Raw genomic sequence first — 18,894 nt, forward strand, 5'->3', positions numbered from 1 at the left:
GTCACCTCGCGCCTCGCCCGCGCTAGCGGTGGCCGAAGGAGTGGTGCCCGCGGCGGCGTCGTAGGACAAGCGGTCCACTTAGGACGCTGCCTTCATCGCCTGGGCGTTCATGCCCCCGAGCGAGTCCGCTGAGACCTCCGCGTTGTGGGAGTGGGCGACGTGGTGCAGGCCGAACACCGAGTCCATCCCTGAGCGCATGCCCATCTGGTCCTCACACTGATTGACGGCCCGTTTAGTGAGCGCCAGCCCGAAGGCGGGCATCTTGGCGATCGACTCGGCTAGCTCCAAAGTGGCGCTTTCCAGCTCGGGGCGGGGAACGACACGGTTGATCATGCCGACCTCGTAGGCGCGCTGCGCGCTGAACCTAGTACCAGTGAAGAGCATTTCTTTGGCAAATCTGGGGTTTGTCATCCAAGGGTGGGCGAAGTATTCAACACCGGGAATGCCCATCTTGACGACCGGGTCGGAGAAGAAGGCGTCCTCGGAGGCGACGATCAGATCGCAGACCCACGCGAGCATGAGGCCGCCCGCGATGCAGGCGCCTTGCACCATCGCGATGCTGGGCTTGGGGATGTCGCGCCAGCGGCGGCACATGCCGAGGTAGACCTCGAGTTCGCGGGACATGCGCCGGTCGGCACCGTCGCGCGTGGTGTGATCCCACCACGTGATGGCTTTGCGCTCAAAGGATTCGTCGACGTCGCGTCCGGGGGTGCCGATGTCGTGACCGGCCGAGAAGTGGTCTCCCGCTCCGGCCAGCACGATTACCTTGGCGGCTGGGTCATCGACAGCTCGCGTGAACGCCGCGTCGAGCGCATAGGTCATCTTGGAGTTCTGCGCGTTGCGGAATTCCGGGCGGTCCATAGTGATAACAGCCGCGCTGCCCCGGACCTCATAGCGAACCGTCATTTCGTCTCCTCCCGCAGCAGCCGTTTGAGAGGCTTGCCGGTCGTGTTGCGGGGCAGGTCGGCGCGAAACTCGACCTGCCGCGGCAGCTTGTAGTTGGCGAGGCTGGCACGGCAGTGCTCGATGACCTCTTGCTCGGTAAGAGAAAAGCCGGGCCGCGGCACGACGAAGGCCTTGCCGACTTCGCCGAGGCGGTGATCAGCGATGCCGATGACCACGTTTTCCGCCACGCCTTCCAAGCGTGCGATGACTTGCTCCACCTCAGCTGGGTACACATTGAAACCGCCGCAGATGTACATGTCTTTGAGGCGGTCGGTAATCGTGAGATAGCCGCCGTCGTCGAGCTTGCCGACGTCTCCGGTGTGCAGCCAGCCTTGCGTGTCAATAGCTTTGGCCGTCTCGGCCGGATCGTCAAGGTAACCGAGCATCACGTTTGGCCCGCGCACCAGAATCTCGTCATGTTCCCCGAGCCTCACCTCGAAGCCCGCCGTCGCCCGGCCCGAGGTGGTGCTGATGAGCTGCGGATCGTCACCGGGACGGCACATCGTGATGACGACCGCTTCGGTCATGCCATAGGCGGTCAGCACGGTGCGGAAGCTCAGTTCCCGTTGCATGCGTTCGATCAGCGCGACCGGAACGGTGGCCGCTCCGGTCACGGCAAGGCGAAGGCTCGACAGGTCCAAAGTGGACCGATCAGGATGGTCGAGGATCGTCTGGTAGATCGTGGGTGGGCCGGGCAGGACCGTGATGCGTTCGGCCGCCACGAGCCGCATCGCCTCGGGCACGTCAAAGAGCAGCTGCGGCACCATCGTGGCACCGGTCAGCAGACAGGCCAGAACCCCCGCTTTGTACCCGAAGCTGTGGAAGAACGGGTTGATGACGAGGTATCTGTCGTCTTTGGACAGTTCGCCGCACTCTGCCCACGCCTGCGCGACACTCAGCGATTGCCTGTGCGCACTCATCGCTCCCTTGCTGCGCCCAGTCGTGCCAGACGTGAACAGGATGTCGCACACGTCGTCAGGGCTCACATCGGCGAGAAACGGGTCGCCAAAGTGCGGCTCGTGCCAGATCACGGCTGGCGGATCGGCGAGCTCCGCGGCACGGTCGCGCCCAAGGAAATCCTTGACGACATAAAGCGCTTTGGCGTTGGTACGCGAAATGATGTCCTGTGCTTCGGGCGCCGTGTAACGCGTGTTGATAGGCACGAGCACCGCACCGGCGCAAAGCGCGCCTAAAGCGGCCAGCACCCAGTTAGCCGTGTTGGGCGCCCAGATCGCGACGCGGTCGCCCGGCATCACACCAGCCGCATGCCAGCCCCCGGCGACCCGCTGCACCTGCTCGAACAGGGCGGCATAGGTCATGCGGGGGCCGCCCGGCTCGGCTATCGCCTCGGCCGCGCCGAATTCGCTTGCCGCTCTTGCCATCGCGGCGGGAATGGTGAGATTCACCCTCTCCTCCAAACAAGCAAGTGCTTGGTAGGGTGAGCCTATGCAGGACGAGGAGTTTCGGCAACAAATCCGCCAGTGGCTGGCCGAAAACCTTCCACCGGAACTCGTTGACGTGGGCGGACCCGGGCGGGAGCACGAAGCGTTCGCTGAGCGCCTCGAGTGGGAACGCGTGCTGGCCCGGGCAAATTGGACCTGCCTCGGCTGGCCCACCGCACTTGGCGGGCGGGACCTTCCGCTGTCGCAGCAGATGATTTTCCACGAGGAATACGCGTTGGCCGGTGCCCCGGCACGCGTTGCCGTTGTGGGCGAGGGCCTGCTGGCGCCGACCCTGATCGCCTTTGGCACCCCGGCACAGCAGGAGCGCTTCCTGCCCGGCATCAAGAACGCGACCGAGATGTGGTGTCAGGGCTATTCCGAGCCGGGTGCCGGGTCAGACCTGGCTTCCGTTGCCACCAAAGGCGTTCTCGATGGCGACGAATGGGTCATCACCGGACAGAAGATCTGGACGTCGCTGGCGCACGTGAGCGACTGGTGCTTCGTCATCACGCGCACCGAGCCCGGGTCCAAACGCCATCACGGCTTGTCCTATCTGCTCGTTCCCATGCGGCAGCCCGGCGTGACGGTCCGTCCTATCAAGCAGCTGACCGGCACGAGCGAATTCAACGAAGTGTTCTTCGACGAAGCGCGCACGGCACGCGATCTCGTCGTGGGCGAGCCGGGCCAAGGCTGGCGCATCGCCATGGCAACGCTCGGATTCGAGCGCGGGGTGGCCATGCTTGGGCACCAGGTGCGGTTCCGCCGTGAGCTTTCCGGGATCGTGGCCATGGCTCGTGCCAACGGGACGATCGACGATCCCGTGATCCGGGGCAAGCTGACCCGTGCCTGGGTCGGGCTGGAAGTCTTGCGGGCGCACACGTTGCGTACGCTCGCGATCGAGAAGCCGGGATTTGAGGCGAGCGTCGCCAAACTCGTGTGGGGCAAGTGGCACCAAGGCCTGGGCGAGCTTGCCATGGAAGTGATGGGGCCGTCCTCGATGGTGACTCGGGGCCTTCCCTATGAACTCGACGAGTGGCAAAGCCTGTATCTGTTTGGCCGGGCGGAAACCATATACGGCGGCTCCGATGAGATCCAGCGCAACATTATCGCCGAGCGCGTGCTTGGCCTTCCCCGTCAGGAGCGCGTGTGAAATCCCATGACCTGTTGACCGGCAAGGTCGTCGTGATCACGGCGTCGGCCGGGACCGGGATCGGCTCCGCCGCGGCACTTCGCTGCCTGGAAGAAGGCGCCAGTGTCGTTATCAGCGATCGTCACGAAGCACGGCTCGAGTCCACTCGTGAGGAATTGGCGGTCAGCTTCGGCGACCGGGTCTTCTCCGTCGCGTGCGATGTGACGGCGCAGGAGCAGGTGCAGGCGCTGATCGACGGCGCGGTGCAACGCTTCGGGCGGCTCGACGTTTTGATAAACAATGCGGGCCTTGGGGGTACCAAGTCAGTCCTCGACATGTCCGATGAGGAATGGCAACGGGTGCTTGATATCACCCTCACCGGCACGTTCCGCTGCACGCGGGCGGCGCTCAAACAGATGGTGGCACAAGGCGACGGGGGAGCGATCGTCAACAACGCCAGCGTCCTCGGGTGGCGTGCCCAGGCCGGGCAAGCGCACTACGCCGCGGCCAAAGCCGGCGTCATGGCGCTAACCCGTTGCTCTGCTTTGGATGTCGCCTCGCACGGGATTCGCATCAACGCTGTCGCTCCCAGCATCGCCATGCACCCGTTCCTGGCGAAGGTCACGAGCGAGGAACTGCTGGCATCGCTGGAAAAGCAGGAAGCGTTTGGCCGCTCGGCTGAGCCGTGGGAGGTCGCTAACGTCATGGTGTTCCTAGCCAGCGACCTCGCGTCGTACCTAACGGGCGAAGTGATTTCCGTGAGTTCGCAGCACGCCTAGAGACGTTCGATGATGCTGCCGGTGGCCATCGCGCCGCCGGCGCACATGGTGATCAGAGCGGTCGAAGCGTCGCGGCGTTCCAGCTCGTGCAGCGCGGTCGTGATGAGCCGGGAACCGGTGCTGCCAACGGGATGTCCCAGAGCGATGGCCCCGCCGTTGACGTTGACCTTCGCCGGGTCTGGCTGGTGGACAGACATCCACGACAGCACAACGCTCGCGAAGGCTTCGTTGACCTCAAACAGATCCAGGTCACCGATGCTCATGCCGGCCTGGGCCAGCACGCGTTCCGTGGCCGAGACCGGTCCGTCCAAGTGGTAGTAAGGCTCGGCACCCACCAGAGCCTGCGCGATGATCCGCGCGCGCGGCCGCAATCCCAGCGCCCGTGCGTAGTCTTCGTCCATCAGCAAAACGGCGGCTGCTCCGTCGGAGATCTGTGACGCCGTCCCGGCCGTGTGCATACCGTCTTCCAGCACGGGCTTGAGCGCACTGAGCCCTTCGAAGGTGGTGTCGCGCATGCCCTGGTCCCGCTTGACCTCGCCGACCGGGATGACTTCACGCTCGAACCGGTTTTCGGTCCACGCCTGAGCGGCTAACTGCTGTGAGCGGACACCAAAGTGGTCGATGTCGGCCCGGGTGATCCCGCGCCGCTGTGCGATGCGTTCGGCGGCCTGGTACTGATTGGGCAGGTCAATGTCCCATGAAGACGGTCGTGGCATGCCAGCGTCGGTGCCGATGTTGGCACGCAATGGCACGCGGCTCATGGCCTCGACGCCGCAGGCGATGCCGGCTTTGATCGCCCCTGCTGAGATCAGCCCGGCGATGAGGTGAGCGGCGTGCTGAGCTGATCCACACTGGGCGTCGAGGGTGAAGCACCCGGTTTGCTGCGGCAGACCGCTATGCAGCCACGCTGTGCGGGTCACGTTATTCGACTGTTCGCCAGCCTGGGTCACGCAGCCACCCGCGGCCTGTTCCACGATGGCGGGGTCGATGCCCGCTCGCTCGATCAGCCCACGTTGTGCCGCGCCAAGGATCTCGGCGGCGTGCAGGTCAGACAACCAGCCGCCGCGTTTTCCGATAGGTGTCCGAACAGCTTCCACTATCACCGGGTTACCCACGGGCCAAATATTAGAACGTGTTCTGATTTTGAGCAAACTTTGTCGTTTACGTGAGCCGCTCAATGTGCTGGAATCATTAGAACGTGTTGCAGGGAGGCAGCTATGGCTGAGCCGCGTATCCCCGAGGGATTCGACTTCAGTGACCCCGCCATATATGAACACCGCGTGCCCGATGAGGAGTTCGCCGAGATGCGGCGGACCGCGCCGGTCTGGTGGAACAAGCAGCCCCGTGGCATCTCGGCCTTTGACGACGAAGGCTACTGGGTTGTTACCAAGCATGCCGACGTGATGGAGGTGTCGCGCAACAGCGACATCTACGGCACGTGGGAGAACACCGCGATCATCCGGTTCAACCCGGACCTGATGACGCGTGAGCAGATTGAGCTGCAGCGCTTCGTGCTGCTCAACATCGACCCACCGGAACACACCAAGCTGCGCGGCATCGTGTCGCGTGGGTTCACGCCACGCGCCATCAACGCACTGCGCGAGACGCTGAACGACCGCGCGCAGAAGATCGCGCGAGAGGCGGTGGAGAAGGGCACCGGCGAATTCGTCACCGACGTCGCTTGTGAGCTTCCGCTGCAGGCGATCGCGGAACTGCTTGGCGTGCCACAGCAAGACCGGCACAAGATCTTTGACTGGTCGAACCAGATGATTGGTTACGACGACCCGGAATACTCCGCCGATCACGACCCGCTGAACTCGGCGATGGAGATCCTCGGCTACAGCATGGCGATGGCCGAAGAACGCAAAGCCTGCCCGATGGATGACATCGTTACCAAGCTGGTGCACGCCGAAGTGGACGGTGGCCACCTGACCGCCGACGAGTTCGGCTTCTTCGTCATAATCTTGGCTGTCGCCGGTAACGAGACGACGCGTAACTCGATCTCGCACGGCATGAACGCTTTCCTCGACAACCCCGAACAGTGGGAGTTGTTCAAGGAACAGCGCCCGCGCACCGCGCCCGACGAGATCGTGCGCTGGGCCACCCCGGTGACCGTCTTCCAGCGGACCGCGAAAATGGACACCGAGCTGCGCGGTCAGCAGATCAAGAAGGGCGACCGGGTCGGCATCTTCTACCGGTCAGCCAACTTCGATGAAGAAGTCTTCGACGAGCCCACGAAGTTTGACATTATGCGTAACCCCAACCCACATCTGGGATTCGGTGGCAGCGGGGCGCACTTCTGCCTGGGTGCCAACCTCGCCCGGTTGCAGATCGATCTGATCTTCAACGCGGTCGCTGACCACATGCCCAATATCCGCAAGGTTGCCGAGCCACGCCGCCTGCGCTCAGGCTGGCTCAATGGCATCAAGGAAATGCGGGTTGAGTACAACTAGGACCTCTGCTCTGCCCCGGCCGCTTGCCTCCCCCAATAGGCAAGCGGCCGCCCCCATGTCGGCACCTTTCTCCGGCGTGGCATGGATGGTGTGAGCTGCGATCTTGGTGCAGGCTGAGCGGATGCGACGCTTTGCGCTCATCGTGGCTGCCGTGTCCGCGGCAGGGGTCCTCGGCATGGCCGCTCCTGCCTACGCCGCGACGATCACGGTTACCACGGCCAATGACGTGGTTGATGGCGGCGACGGGCTGACCTCACTGCGTGAGGCGATCAGCCAGGCGAACGCCGCGGCTGAGGCGACCACCATCGAACTGGCCGCGGGAACCTATTCGCTGTCCCTGTGCGGGGCTGACGAAGACGCCAACGCCAGCGGCGACCTCGATTACACCGGGGCGCAGGTGCTCACTATCGCGGGCAACTCCGCGACGATCGAGCAGACCTGTGCGTCGCAGCGCCTCCTGCACGCGATCAATGGCACCTCCGGGGTCGTGCTGCAATCGCTCACGCTCACCAGCGGTGAGCAGATCGTGGGTGCCGCGGTCGCCTGGGCGAATGACCTGACGTTGCAGGGCGTGACTGTCAGCGGCAACGACGCGGGCGGCGGCGCGGTCCTGTCCAGTGACGACATGTTCGCGATGGGGCCGGCGCTATATCTCATCGACTCGACCGTCGGGCCAAACACGGGCACCGGTGTGCGGGTTTCCCTCGGCAGCGTCTCCCTTACCGGAAGCACCTTGACCGGCAACACGTTGCGCGGTGCCGGCCTCATCGACGGCGCGCTCACTGTTTCCGGCTCGACCGTGCAGGGCAACGGAACCGATGGCCTGAGCACCACCGGCCAAGGTGAGGGCCTTTTCACGATCAGCGACAGCGAGATCACCGGCAACGGTGGGGTCGGCGTGATCTGCTCGGCCTGCGGCCACCTTGAAGTCACCGACTCGGTGATCAGCGGCAACGCTGGCGGCGTGGTGGTCAATGTGGACCAGGACGAGGCGTCCGACGATCTACACATCTCGATCGACAACTCCACGGTGGCGTCCAACACCAAAACGGGAGCAGGCGGCGGCCTCGGCGTCTTCATCCTTGAGCTGAGCCCCGAGGCGCCTGCGGCCCAGATTCTGCTGAACCGGTCCACGTTTTCCGGCAACGCCGCCAATGGCATGGATGGCCGTGGCGGTGCCGTTTTCGCGGCAACCGGTGAGGTGCGCGCCGGGAACTCCACAGTGGACGGCAACACCGCCGCAGTCACCGGAGGCGGGATCTTCACCGCGACGGGCGATATCTTCCTGCAGCACGCCACGATCACCCGCAACTCCGCCCCGGCCGGTGCGAACATCGGCACGGGTGAAGACCTGAACGCGTTCGCGTCGACCGTGGCCAGCGCCGCCGGCGGCGGTGATGACTGCGCTATCTCGGGCACGACATTGTCGAGCGGCTACAACGTTGGCGGCGACACGTCCTGCGCTTTCGTCGGAGGGCCGGGAGATCTAACCAACGCGGGCGATCCCAAACTTGGGCCGCTGCAAGACAATGGCGGGGCGACGAAGACCAGGCTCCCCGAAGCGACTAGCCCAGCCCTCGGGCTCGTGCCGGCCGCTGCGTGCACCGTCTTGACCATTGATCAGCGCGGTCTAGCGCGGCCGCAGGGGCCGGGTTGCGAGGCCGGCTCGGCCGAGATCGCCGAGACTGGCGGTGGCGGCGGTGGTGGCCTTCCGGTCACCGGTCCCGACGCCCGGACCATCATTCTTTTTGGAGGGCTGGTACTCCTCGCCGGCGCCGTGCTCCTGATCGTGACCCGCCGCAAGCTAAGTGGCCGCTCACTGGAGTTGTGAGCGGCCAAAGAGCGTGATGTCAGGCGTGCTGGGCGAGGAACAGATCCAGGCAGCGTTCGGCGTTAGCGGTGATGATGAGAGCTGGGCTGCCCAGGCTTGACGTGCCAGGCAGGACCGAACCGTCGACACAGTAGAGGTTCGCGTAGTCAAGCGAACGTCCGGAGAAGTCGGTGCTCTGTCCCATGACCATGCCGCCGAGGGGGTGCCAGGTCGTCGCCGCGCCGAGTCCTGCTTCGCGGTCATAACTCGGCAAACCGCTGAGCAGCTTGCCTTTGCGTCCGCCCGCTTCCCACCACAGTCGCGTGGCCAGATCCTGGGCCGCCTTCTCGCCCTTGGTTTCCATGACACCGTAGGGCCAGTAGACGCTGGCGCTGCTGGTTTCGCGGTTGAACCGGATCTCGCCTCGCTCGGGTGCCATGCTCGTCACGACGTGAGCCGCGGCACGGCCCGCCCACGCCGGCAGTTTCGCTGGGGCGAGGGTCATCGCGGCCTTGGCGAAGGGATTGCCGTCGTCATAGAGCGCGACATCGTCGCCCGCGTCATGACGGACGTTAAGGCGGGCCAAGAAGAAGTCACCATTGTTGCCGAAGCCCTGTCCAGCCGCGGCACGCAGTTTAGGAAGCCAGCCTTGCTCCCTCGCGGTTACCAGCAGAGACGTCGTGTGGACCGCTCCGGCCGCCATGAACAGGTAATCCGCGCGGAACGTCTTGTCGTGGCAGCGAACCTCGAACCCGTTCGCCATCTCGTGAATTTCTGTCACCTCGTGGTTGGCGAGCAGGGCCACGTTGCCCGTCGCTTGCGCCCACGCGAGATAGGTCTGGTCCAAACCGGTGCTACTGAACGGAATGTCGGCCTGACCGCCGCTGAAAGCGGCCACGTCTTCCCGCCATCCGCCCTTGGCCTTGGAAACCTTGGCGCCCAGGTTCTTGCGGGCACGCGGCCAGTATGTCGAGTCCATGAGGTCGTAGGAGACCTCGGCGGGGTAGGCGTCTTGCCACTCCGCCCGGCGCGGTTGCGCTAGTGAAAACGTGCCCAACGAAGATCCGCCACCGAGGCCGGCCGCGTTGAGCACACTGAGACCCTCGCCTTTGGTCTCTGTCACTTCACCGATGTCACCGCGCTCGAGCACCGTTGTGCTGAAGCCGGCCTGGCCAAGGCGAAAGGCCGCCACGGCCCCGCCGAATCCACTGCCGATGACGATGGCGCTCTTACCTTTTGGAGCCGCTATTGCCTGATCTGTTAAGGCGACCGCCGCGCCGGCTCCGAGGGCGGTGGCTTGCATGAGGTTGCGCCTGCTGACATTGAGGTGCGGCATAGCTTTACCTCCCAGGGACGGGGGAGTGGCTTAGGCAAGCGGTGCGGCGCCGACCACCCACATCGAGAAGAATTGCGATCCGCCTCCGTAGGCGTGGCCCAGCGCCTTTCGCGCGTCAGGCACCTGATGGTCGCCAGCCCGGCCCATCACCTGCATCGCCGCTTCGGCGAACCGGAGCAGGCCTGAGGCGCCGATCGGGTTGGAACACATCACGCCACCGGAGGGATTAACAGGGAGCCGCCCGCCGATTTCGGTGTCGCCAGCCTCGGTGAGCTTCCAGCCCGTACCGTCTGGAGCGAAGCCCAGGTTTTCCAGCCACATGGGCTCAAACCACGAGAACGGAACGTAGATCTCGGCAGCGTCGATCTCTTTGAGCGGGTCGGTGATACCCGCGTCTTTCCATAGCGCGGCCGCGGCGTCACGGCCCGCTTGCGGGTTGACGTGATCCTTGCCAGCGAAAAACGTTGCCTCCGTGCGCATAGCGGTCGCGTGAATCCAGGCGACCGGCCTGCTTGATGCCTTCGCGGCAGCCACATCGCCAATGACCATGGCGCAGGCACCATCAGAAGAAGGGCACGTCTCATCCATCCGGATCGGATCCCACAGCATCGGCGAGGCCTGGACCGATTCCATCGTGATGTCAGGCTGCCGCAAGTGGGCGAAGGGATTGCGGCTGCCGTTGCGGCGGTCCTTGACCGCGACCATGGCGCCAATATGCTGTGGCGCACCGGAACGCCGGATGTAGGCACGCATGTGCGGCGCGAAGTATCCGCCAGCGCCAGCGCCCAAAGGCATGGTGAACGGAGGATTGATGGACAGCGCCCACATCGCGTTGGACTCGGACTGCTTCTCGAACGCGATCGCTAGCACTCGTTTGTGGACACCGGAGCGCACGAGACTGCTCGCCACGATGCCGGTCGCCCCGCCCACGGAACCAGCCGTGTGCACGCGCAGCAACGGTTTGCCCGTCGCGCCGATGGCGTCAGCCAGGAACAGCTCTGGCATCATGACGCCCTCGAACAGGTCGGGTGCCTTGCCCAGCACCACCGCGTCGATCTGATCCCAGGACGTCTCGGCGTCTGCCATGGCGCGATCGATAGCTTCGCGGCATAGCCCGGCGATCGAGACGTCGGTGCGCCGGGTCGTGTGGTGCGTCTGCCCGGTGCCGAGCACGGCGGCCTGCAGCTTCATCGGCCCTCCAGGACACAAACAAGGTTTTGTTGCAGTGCTGGCCCGCTGGTCGCGTGACCGAGCGCCCGCCCGGCTCGTCCAGCCATGATTTCCGTGGCGGCAGAACCGATGCGGGCCAATCCGGCCGCGAACATCGGGTTGCCACACAGCGCGCCGCCAGAGGGATTCATCACGACGGAAGAGTCGAGCCCCATCGCGTTGCGCAGCAAGATGTCCTGATGCGTGAACGGGGCGTGGATCTCGGCCACGTCGATTCCGTCCACATTGGCGTCCGCCGCGGCCTTGGCCGCCGAGACAGAAGTGGTCAGGTCACGCAAGCCGATGTTTTGCGTGTCGACCCGGTGGGCGAATCCGGTGATCCAGGCGGGCCGCTCGCACAGCTCGCGGGCGCGGTCGCCAGTGGCCAGCAACACGGCCGCGGCACCGTCCGTTATCGGGGCGCAGTCGTGCGCGCGCAGGGGGTCGGCCACGAACGGCTGGCTCAACAGGTCTTCGACGTTGACGTGACCGGAGATCTGCGCGGCCGGGTTGGACAGAGCGGCCGCGCGGCTGCGGACTGCCACGTCGGCCATTTCCTTCTCGCTCCACAGTCCGGCCTGCATGCCAAGGCGGGCTTGCAGCGCGGCGATGCTGACCGAGTCGGGCCACAGCGGGGCGACCAGGTAGGGGTCGAGTTGCAACGCCATGACCCGGCGCAAGTTGCCCGCCGAGGATTTGCCGAAGCCGTAGACCAGCGCCGTATCCGCTTCGCCGGTAAGGAGTTTCACCCACGCCTCATAGAGCGCCCAGGCGGCGTCCATCTCGACATGTGACTCCATCGTGGGCGGCCAGGCCCCGATGGCATCGACTGCCGTGACGAAGGAGAACGCCCGCCCGGCCAGGTAGTCAGACGATCCCGAGCACCAAAAGCCAATGTCCTTTCGGGACAGACCCCTGCTCGTGAGCAACTCCTGGAACAGCGGCACCAGCATTTCCACCCCGTTGGTGGTGGTCTGGCCGTGGCGCTGGTTAGGTGCCTGGGCAAAGCCGATGACAGCGACTTCCACGTTTCCTCACAGGTGATGGGCGTAGGACTCGAACGGCGCGTCCGGCTCATCGGCCGGCCGGAAGTGGTCGATGTTTTCCGGGCTCATTCCCCACTGCTCTTGGGGCTTCCACACGGCCTCCACACGCATGCCCATGCGAACCTCATCGGCGGGGCAGCCGAGAATGAGGTGCAGCATCGGGATATCCGTGCCATCGACCACGATTGAGGCGTACACATAAGGGGGTTTGGTCCGTTGCCCTGGAAAGGGAACGTTCACGATGCAGAAGGTGGTGACCGTTGCGGTGCCGGTCAGCTCGACCTCTTCTTCGGTCGGCACGCCGCAGGTGGGGCAGGCGCCGCGAGGCGGAAGGTAGACCTTGGTGCAAGCGGGGCAGCGCTGTGCCACCAGGCGGCCCTCGGCTAGAGCGCGCAGGTAAGCACTCTCCTGCGGCGAGGCGGAATGCTGATAGCGCAAGCGGATGGGAGTGGTCACCATCGTCACCGGTTCCACCCGCTCACCGGGCTCGTCAGGCTCACCGGGCTCAGCGAAGCACTCGATGTCGCGAATGCTGCCGGTCCGGGCCGCTGCCCAGCGGGCTTGCACCCGCATGCCGGTGCTGATGTTTTCGGGCGAGCCCGCGTCCACGGCGTGCAGCATCGGGGTGTCAGCGCCATCAAGCAGGATCAGCGCCCACGCGAACGGACGGTCCAGCGGCTGGCCATCGAAGGGATCCGGCATCCACGACCAGCTGAGCACGGTGCCGGTCGAGGCCACTTCAACCAGTTCGGTCAGTGGTTCGAAGGTCACCGGGTCGTATTCGATCGCCGGAGCGTGCACACGGCCATCGGAGCCACGTGAGCCAAGGATCCGGCGCTCAGCCAGCGCGGTCATGAACGGTCCCAGGACAGGACCGAGTGACCGGGTGTAGTCGAAGCTAATCTCCATCGGAGCCTGGAGCGGCATGCCCATGCCGAAGAGTGAAACACGTTCCTATTTGGTTAGGCAATGCCTGTTGTTAGCTGTTGTAACGAGTTCTATATTTGGCGCGTGACAGGACTCTGGAACATCGCCCGGGATCAAAGTGAAGCTATCGCTGTCGTCGAGCCTGATGGCACCGCCGTAACCTACGGCGAGCTTGCCGGTCTGGCCAACCGTTACGGCCGGGGATTTCGCTCCCTGGGACTGACCGCCGGCGACAGTGTCGCGGTGCTGCTGCCCAACGGGGCGCAACTCCTCGCGGTCTATTTCGCCGCTCTGCAGACAGGGCTCTACTTCGTCCCGCTGAACTGGCACTTGGTGGCCGCCGAGATGGCGCACATCATCACCGACAGTGGCGCGAAGGTGTTCGTGTCCAGTGAACGGTTCGCCGAAGAGGCAGCCAAGGCGGCAGAACTGTCTGGAGTTTCGAACTTCTACGCCGGAGAGCGGTCGCTTGAGGGTCTCGGTGACGATGGGTCTACGGACCGTCCAGGGGACCGGACAGCCGGGGCGCCGATGGTCTACACCTCGGGGACCTCAGGGCGGCCGAAGGGCGTACGGCGGCCGCTCACGGGTGCTGACCCCGACGTCGTGCCGCCGACCGCGCTGTGGTTCTTCGGGCTGTTCGGTATCAAGCCCTTCGACAATCACGTGCACATTTGCGGTTCTCCGCTGTATCACACGGCTGTGCTCAACTTCGTCAGCATCTCGCTCCAGTTAGGACACAAGACCGTCCTGATGGACCGCTGGGAGCCGGAGGAGATGTTGCGGCTGATCGACGAGCACCGGGTCACCCACACGCATATGGTGCCGACGCAGTTCCGCCGTTTGCTGAACCTTCCCCAAGAGGTGCGCGACCGCTATGACGTCTCGTCCATGCGGCAAGCGATCCACGGGGCGGCGCCATGCCCGCACGAGGTGAAGCGGCAGATGCTGGATTGGTGGGGACCGGTCGTCATCGAGTACTACGCGGCCAGTGAAGGCGGCGGGACGTCCATCATGGCCGAGGAATGGCTGCGTAAGCCGGGATCCGTCGGCAAGGCGTGGCCGGGCTCGGAAATCCGGGTGCTCGACGAGGCGGGTGAAGACATGCCCGTCGGTGAGCCTGGCCAGGTCTTCATGCGGATGGGGACGTCCACTTTCGAGTACCACAAAGATGAAGACAAGACACGCAAAGCCCGTGTGGGCAACCTGTTCACCGTTGGTGACATCGGCTACCTGGACGAAGACGGCTACCTATTCCTGTGCGACCGGGGCAGCGACCTCATCATCTCGGGCGGCGTGAACATCTACCCGGCCGAGATCGAAGGCGAGTTGTCGTGTCACCCCAAGGTTGCTGATGTGGCCGTGTTCGGCATCCCGCATGAGGAGTGGGGCGAGGAAATCAAGGCGGTCGTTCAGCCCATCGATGGGGTGGAGGCTGGAGCTGAGCTGACGCGGGAACTGCTGGCGTTCCTCGGTGAGCGGGTCGCCAAGTTCAAGCTGCCCAAGAGCATCGACTACACGGCTGAGCTGCCCCGTGACCCTAACGGAAAGCTCTACAAGCGCCGGCTGCGCGATCCCTACTGGGCCGGGCGTGACCGCCAGATTTAGGCGGCCACGCCCAGCGGGGCGTTACTTCACTTCGTAGGCGCGGATGATGGTCTGGTCGAACTTGTTACCAGCCGCGTCCACCGCTGACGTGCGCAGCGAGACGAAACCGGCCGTCTTGGGGTTCTTCACGATCACGTAATGAACTCCGAGCACGGAGATGACGGGAGCCTTGGCCCACGTCTGACCGTCGTCAAAGGACACTTGCAGCCCGAAGGTCTTCACGCGCTTGGCACCTTCTTGCTGCCACACCTTGGCCGGGATGAGCATCAGCGCCCCGGCTTGAGCGGTGTTATCGGCACTGAGCTGTGGCGAGAAACTGACCGCGGAAACGGGCAGCTGCTTCCAGTCCGTTGTCGTGGCCGAGGAGAAGGTCCACGTACTGGTTACCTTGGTGGACAACCGGGCAGAGCGCTCGATGTGCGACTCGAGGCGGTAGGCAGCCTGCTCGGCGGGCACCTCGTAGTAGCCATACGGCGACGGGTCCTCGGCGACGAGGGTTCCGTTGCGGTACAACGCGGTCCGTGCCTTGGTGTACACGCCGAACCCAGCGTGCCCGCCACTGTCGCTGAACAACGGTGGGCTGACGACGATGGTGTCCTCGATCCGGGTGATCCACGCGTCCGGCCACCTCGACTTTGGGAACGTGGTGCCGAAGACGCCGCTGTTGAACTTTTCGTGGCTGGTTCGCCCGGCCGGGTAGGCCGTTGGGGCTGAGACTTGCCACGACACCGGGTCGTACCAGCCCTCGTCGTTCTCGACGAGATCGGTGAATTCGGTGGTGTATTCCAGTCCACCGAGCAGGTAGTCGGTGCGCTCTTGCGGAAGCGCGGCGACGAAGCCAATACCAAAGCCGCCTGCGGGCAGCTCCGGGTACTGGAAGATCTCGCCCAGATCCGCGGAATGCTTAGCGGCGCTGTACTTGACCGCGGCAAGCTCGGATGCCTGGACGTTCTTGGTGAACCCGGTGACGAACGTTCCGTCGTTGATGTACCAGCCGACGTTGTACATCGATTTGAGTTCCTGCTCAGGCGTCATAACTACGGCGATGGCCTGCACCTGGCTGGAAACACCCGCTACCGGCTTCGGGCCGAGGTGGGCACTGAGCAGGCCGGCGACGTCGCCGGAGACTCCGATGGTGACCGACCGTCCATTGTGCTCAACTCTCCCCGTGATATCGCCAAATTCGGGAACCACCCCGGCGTGGGGCAACGTGATGTTGAGGCCACGCCCGAGTCTGGCGTCCATCGCGACGTCTTGGTCGCCACTGACGCTGAGCTTGGGCCATAGCAACTGAGCGGTGCCGAGGTATTCGCCTTCTTCGGATAGGTCATCGACCCAGCTGAAGATCGTGTACACGCCACCGACAAGGCGCAGTTGCCGTTCGGTGTTGCTTTCATCGCCAATGAGGATGACGTTCTTGCCTGTCTCCAAGTTGATGGCGACGGTGAAGTAGAAGTCGGCTGGCTGCCCGTCTCGGCTTATGTGGTTGAGGTCGATCGTGTACTTCTGCTCTTCCCGGTCCACGCCATAGGGCACCTGAACGCGTACCCCGTCAGCGGAAGCGGTTAGCGTGCCGCCAATAGCGCCGTGGACGGTGCCATTACGGGTGTTGCTTGTCAGCGTCACGGAGGCGGTGCCGCCGGCCGCAACGGTCACTGAGCTAGCGCTCAGCGAGAAGATCCCGCCGTAGGTGTTGCTCAGGGTGAGGTTGAGCGTTACCGCCGCCGTGCCATTGTTTTGGTAGGTAACGGTCTTGTTCAGAATGGGGTCGTCATCGTGCGGGAACGGCTGGATGCCAAAGCTCGCCACCGGATCGACGGCCACGACCGTCGCGGTGGTCGCCCGCGCGACGTCCAGGCGGCCAGCGCCCTGTTCGAAGGAAGTGTTGGTGGAGTTGGGGTTCGCCGCACTCGTCAGCGCGGCTTTGCGCTGCGCGGCTGTCCATTGTGGATGCTGCTGGGTGACGATCGCGGCGGCACCAGCGACGTGTGGCGTCGCCATCGAGGTGCCAGATGCGGTGAAGTAGGAACCGGCCGGCAAGCCAAGACCGTCCTTGCTCTTCGCGGCGGCGATCTGCACGCCCGGCGCGGTGATCTCAGGCTTGACAGCGCCGTCGCCTATGCGCGGGCCACGGCTGGAGAACTCGGCGAGTTTGTCGTCCTTGTACACAGCGCCAACGGCAAGAGCCGCTTCGGCGCTAGCGGGGGAGCTCAGGGTGTAGGGGCCACCGTTACCAGAGTTGCCTGACGCGATGACGAAGAGCGTCCCGAACTGAGCCGTGAGGTCGTTGACCGCCGCCTCGATGGGATCGATCTCCGGGCCGTCACTGCCACCCAGACTCATGTTGACCACCTGGGCGCCTGACTCAGCGGCCCATTGCATGCCGCCCAGAATCCAGGACTCCATGCAGCCGAATCGCGCACAGACCTTGCCGTCGAGCAAACTCGCACCCGGTGCGACACCCTTGTACTTGCCGCCCGAAGCCGCTCCGGTGCCAGCGACCGTTGAGGCCACGTGTGTTCCGTGCCCGACCAGGTCGAGGTGCTCTTCGGCCTCCGCCGCGAAGTTTTGAGCCGCAACGACTTTGCCCGCGAGATCCGGGTGCGCCGAATCGATGCCGGTGTCGAGCACGGCGACCTTGACGCCAGTGCCATCGAGCCCGGCCTGCCAGGCCGCTGGTGCCCCGACCTGCGGGACGCTCACGTCCAGGAGCGGCTTGCGAACACCGTCGAGCCAGATCTTTTCGCCACCGGCTCGCAGTGCCTGCGCGGTCTGCAAACTTTGCCAGTACGCCTTGAGCTGTCCCGCGTTCCCCGAAGCGGCAAACCCCCGGACCACCGGGAGCTGGCGCGAAACCTTCAGGCCAGAGGGTGCGATCGCCCGGGCTGAGGCGGAACCGGTCACGATGACCGAGAGCCCGTCGCGTTTGTCATATCCGGCTTCCAGCAAGCCGGTGAGGTCGAAGAGCCGAAGGTCGAGCCGGTCGCCGCGCAGCAGAGAAATGGCGTCGGACGGGATCACGTACTGGTGGTTGTTGGCAGAATACTTAAGGAAGTGCACACCCTTTCGTGGCTGCATGGATAGCTTTCCGTTGCCGTGCACGGTAATCCGGTCGCCGCTGATCAGTGTGACGGTCCGTGGCGCTTCCCAGCGGGACGGCGCCTGTACGGCGGCTGGCGCCGCCTGCCCCGGCGCGCTCACCCCCGGACTGCCAGTCAAGATCGATGCGGTGAGCACGGCAACCGATACGGCGCCGAGCATGCGACGTTGTCGCACGATGACCTCCCCCATATAGGCAGTTAGGACCGTCCAGCCGGACGGTCCTAAGTAGATAGACGCACAGGGGGTAGTGATGGTTGCAAGTATTTACTGCCCTCGAAAGACCGGTTTGCGTTTCTCGGCGAACGCCCTCGGGCCTTCCTTGGCGTCTTCGCTGGTGAACACGGCCATGCCGATGCCGGCCTCGATCTTGAAGGCTTCGTTTTCAGGCATGCCTTCTGTCTCGCGGATCGTTTTCAGGATCGCCTGCACCGCCAGCGGACCGTTCGCCGCGATCATCTCGGCCAGCTCCATAGCCTTGGCCAGCGCCTCCCCGTCGGGGACGACGTGCCCGATGAGGCCGAGTTCCTTGGCCTCGGGAGCCTTGATGTGGCGGCCCGTCAGCAGCAGGTCGGCCGCCACGGTGTAGGGAATCTGGCGGGGCAGCCGCACGGCCGAGCCGCCAAGTGGGAACAGCCCCCAGCGTGGCTCGGACACGCCAAACCTGGCGCTTTCGCCCGCGACGCGAATGTCGGTCGCCTGCAGGATCTCGGTGCCACCCGCGATGGCTGGGCCCTCAACGGCGGCGATGAGCGGCTTGGTCAGGCGGCGGCCCTTCAATAGGCCCTCAATGACGGACAGGTCCCAGCCACCGCCGCTGAACTGGTCGCCAGGGTGCATGCTCGTCATCGCCTTCAGGTCAGCGCCCGCGCAGAACGCTCCGCCAGCGCCGGTCAGGATGCACACCCGGATCTCCGGATCGCTGTCGACGCGGTCCCAGGCCTCGCGCATGATGGCCATCATTTCGCCGGAAAGAGCGTTGCGTGCTTCAGGCCGGTTCATCGTGACGATTAGGACGTGACCTTGCTGCTCCACCAAGGCATGCGGCATTTGAAGCTCCATTCGAGACCTACGGGGCTAGACACGGACGATAACACGTTCTAGTTTCTCT

14 protein-coding genes are annotated in these 18,894 nt (G+C 64.6%); 5 read left to right on the forward strand and 9 right to left on the reverse strand.

Going from position 1 to position 18,894, the window contains the following annotated elements:
* Positions 1 to 78 precede the first annotated feature (78 nt).
* Both A3E1_RS0135780 and A3E1_RS0135785 read right to left on the reverse strand, forming a co-directional pair.
* Positions 79 to 906: an enoyl-CoA hydratase gene (locus A3E1_RS0135780; RefSeq protein WP_020525646.1), complete on the reverse strand. Its 828-nt coding sequence runs from the start codon at positions 904 to 906 to the stop codon at positions 79 to 81.
* Positions 903 to 2,327, reverse strand: coding sequence for an AMP-binding protein (locus A3E1_RS0135785; RefSeq protein ID WP_083929784.1), 1,425 nt, complete (start codon positions 2,325 to 2,327; stop codon positions 903 to 905). Before A3E1_RS0135785 ends, A3E1_RS0135780 begins: the two co-directional genes overlap by 4 nt.
* A 64-nt stretch (positions 2,328 to 2,391) precedes the next feature.
* Here A3E1_RS0135785 and A3E1_RS0135790 point away from each other — a divergent pair, with 64 nt between their 5' ends.
* Positions 2,392 to 3,537, forward strand: a complete 1,146-nt coding sequence (locus A3E1_RS0135790) for an acyl-CoA dehydrogenase family protein (RefSeq protein ID WP_020525648.1) — start codon at positions 2,392 to 2,394, stop codon at positions 3,535 to 3,537.
* On the forward strand, positions 3,534 to 4,295 hold the full coding sequence (locus A3E1_RS0135795) for an SDR family oxidoreductase (protein ID WP_020525649.1): 762 nt from the start codon (positions 3,534 to 3,536) through the stop codon (positions 4,293 to 4,295). The genes A3E1_RS0135790 and A3E1_RS0135795 overlap by 4 nt, the downstream gene beginning before the upstream one ends.
* On the opposite strand, the gene A3E1_RS0135800 is transcribed toward A3E1_RS0135795, so the two are convergent.
* Positions 4,292 to 5,410, reverse strand: coding sequence for a steroid 3-ketoacyl-CoA thiolase (locus tag A3E1_RS0135800; RefSeq protein WP_026209156.1), 1,119 nt, complete (start codon positions 5,408 to 5,410; stop codon positions 4,292 to 4,294). The two genes, A3E1_RS0135795 and A3E1_RS0135800, sit on opposite strands and share 4 nt — an antisense overlap.
* A 102-nt stretch (positions 5,411 to 5,512) precedes the next feature.
* Here A3E1_RS0135800 and A3E1_RS0135805 point away from each other — a divergent pair, with 102 nt between their 5' ends.
* Both A3E1_RS0135805 and A3E1_RS0135810 read left to right on the forward strand, forming a co-directional pair.
* Positions 5,513 to 6,748, forward strand: a complete 1,236-nt coding sequence (locus tag A3E1_RS0135805) for a cytochrome P450 (protein ID WP_020525651.1) — start codon at positions 5,513 to 5,515, stop codon at positions 6,746 to 6,748.
* 121 nt (positions 6,749 to 6,869) lie between these two features.
* A complete protein-coding gene (locus tag A3E1_RS0135810) occupies positions 6,870 to 8,579 on the forward strand; it encodes a right-handed parallel beta-helix repeat-containing protein (RefSeq protein WP_020525652.1) in 1,710 nt (569 codons plus the stop codon).
* A gap of 19 nt (positions 8,580 to 8,598) precedes the next feature.
* On the opposite strand, the gene A3E1_RS0135815 is transcribed toward A3E1_RS0135810, so the two are convergent.
* The 4 genes from A3E1_RS0135815 to A3E1_RS0135830 are packed head-to-tail and all read right to left on the reverse strand — an operon-like array spanning position 8,599 to position 13,082.
* Entirely contained in the window at positions 8,599 to 9,894 is a 1,296-nt protein-coding gene (locus tag A3E1_RS0135815) for a GMC oxidoreductase (RefSeq protein ID WP_020525653.1), read from the reverse strand.
* 30 nt (positions 9,895 to 9,924) lie between these two features.
* Positions 9,925 to 11,085, reverse strand: coding sequence for a thiolase domain-containing protein (locus A3E1_RS0135820; protein WP_020525654.1), 1,161 nt, complete (start codon positions 11,083 to 11,085; stop codon positions 9,925 to 9,927).
* Positions 11,082 to 12,131 carry a thiolase domain-containing protein gene (locus A3E1_RS0135825; RefSeq protein WP_020525655.1) on the reverse strand — a complete coding sequence of 350 codons (1,050 nt, stop codon included), beginning with the start codon at positions 12,129 to 12,131 and terminating at the stop codon, positions 11,082 to 11,084. Before A3E1_RS0135825 ends, A3E1_RS0135820 begins: the two co-directional genes overlap by 4 nt.
* Positions 12,132 to 12,137: 6 nt before the next feature.
* Positions 12,138 to 13,082: a Zn-ribbon domain-containing OB-fold protein gene (locus tag A3E1_RS0135830; protein ID WP_020525656.1), complete on the reverse strand. Its 945-nt coding sequence runs from the start codon at positions 13,080 to 13,082 to the stop codon at positions 12,138 to 12,140.
* Between the two features lie 36 nt (positions 13,083 to 13,118).
* Between A3E1_RS0135830 and A3E1_RS0135835 the strand changes: the two genes are divergently transcribed.
* The gene (locus A3E1_RS0135835; RefSeq protein ID WP_051105247.1) at positions 13,119 to 14,684 is read left to right on the forward strand and encodes an acyl-CoA synthetase; all 1,566 of its coding nucleotides are present in this window, start codon (positions 13,119 to 13,121) and stop codon (positions 14,682 to 14,684) included.
* A gap of 21 nt (positions 14,685 to 14,705) precedes the next feature.
* Here the strand turns inward: A3E1_RS0135835 and A3E1_RS0135840 are convergent, their stop codons facing one another.
* Both A3E1_RS0135840 and A3E1_RS0135845 read right to left on the reverse strand, forming a co-directional pair.
* Positions 14,706 to 17,960 carry a S8 family serine peptidase gene (locus A3E1_RS0135840; RefSeq protein WP_157631952.1) on the reverse strand — a complete coding sequence of 1,085 codons (3,255 nt, stop codon included), beginning with the start codon at positions 17,958 to 17,960 and terminating at the stop codon, positions 14,706 to 14,708.
* 90 nt (positions 17,961 to 18,050) lie between these two features.
* Positions 18,051 to 18,833, reverse strand: a complete 783-nt coding sequence (locus A3E1_RS0135845; RefSeq protein ID WP_020525659.1) for a crotonase/enoyl-CoA hydratase family protein — start codon at positions 18,831 to 18,833, stop codon at positions 18,051 to 18,053.
* Between the last annotated feature and the right edge of the window lie 61 nt (positions 18,834 to 18,894).

Origin of the sequence: Catelliglobosispora koreensis DSM 44566 (genome assembly GCF_000379685.1) — a bacterium.
In the GTDB taxonomy this organism is placed as follows: domain Bacteria; phylum Actinomycetota; class Actinomycetes; order Mycobacteriales; family Micromonosporaceae; genus Catelliglobosispora; species Catelliglobosispora koreensis.

What these genes read in the sequence shown, in the direction of transcription:
- A3E1_RS0135830 (WP_020525656.1), bottom strand. Translation starts at nt 13,082, where the DNA reads ATGGGCATGCCGCTCCAGGCTCCGATGGAGATTAGCTTCGACTACACC.
- A3E1_RS0135835 (WP_051105247.1), top strand. Translation starts at nt 13,119, where the DNA reads ATGCCTGTTGTTAGCTGTTGTAACGAGTTCTATATTTGGCGCGTGACA.
- A3E1_RS0135790 (WP_020525648.1), top strand. Translation starts at nt 2,392, where the DNA reads ATGCAGGACGAGGAGTTTCGGCAACAAATCCGCCAGTGGCTGGCCGAA.
- A3E1_RS0135810 (WP_020525652.1), top strand. Translation starts at nt 6,870, where the DNA reads ATGCGACGCTTTGCGCTCATCGTGGCTGCCGTGTCCGCGGCAGGGGTC.
- A3E1_RS0135820 (WP_020525654.1), bottom strand. Translation starts at nt 11,085, where the DNA reads ATGAAGCTGCAGGCCGCCGTGCTCGGCACCGGGCAGACGCACCACACG.
- A3E1_RS0135805 (WP_020525651.1), top strand. Translation starts at nt 5,513, where the DNA reads ATGGCTGAGCCGCGTATCCCCGAGGGATTCGACTTCAGTGACCCCGCC.
- A3E1_RS0135780 (WP_020525646.1), bottom strand. Translation starts at nt 906, where the DNA reads ATGACGGTTCGCTATGAGGTCCGGGGCAGCGCGGCTGTTATCACTATG.
- A3E1_RS0135845 (WP_020525659.1), bottom strand. Translation starts at nt 18,833, where the DNA reads ATGCCGCATGCCTTGGTGGAGCAGCAAGGTCACGTCCTAATCGTCACG.
- A3E1_RS0135815 (WP_020525653.1), bottom strand. Translation starts at nt 9,894, where the DNA reads ATGCCGCACCTCAATGTCAGCAGGCGCAACCTCATGCAAGCCACCGCC.
- A3E1_RS0135785 (WP_083929784.1), bottom strand. Translation starts at nt 2,327, where the DNA reads ATGGCAAGAGCGGCAAGCGAATTCGGCGCGGCCGAGGCGATAGCCGAG.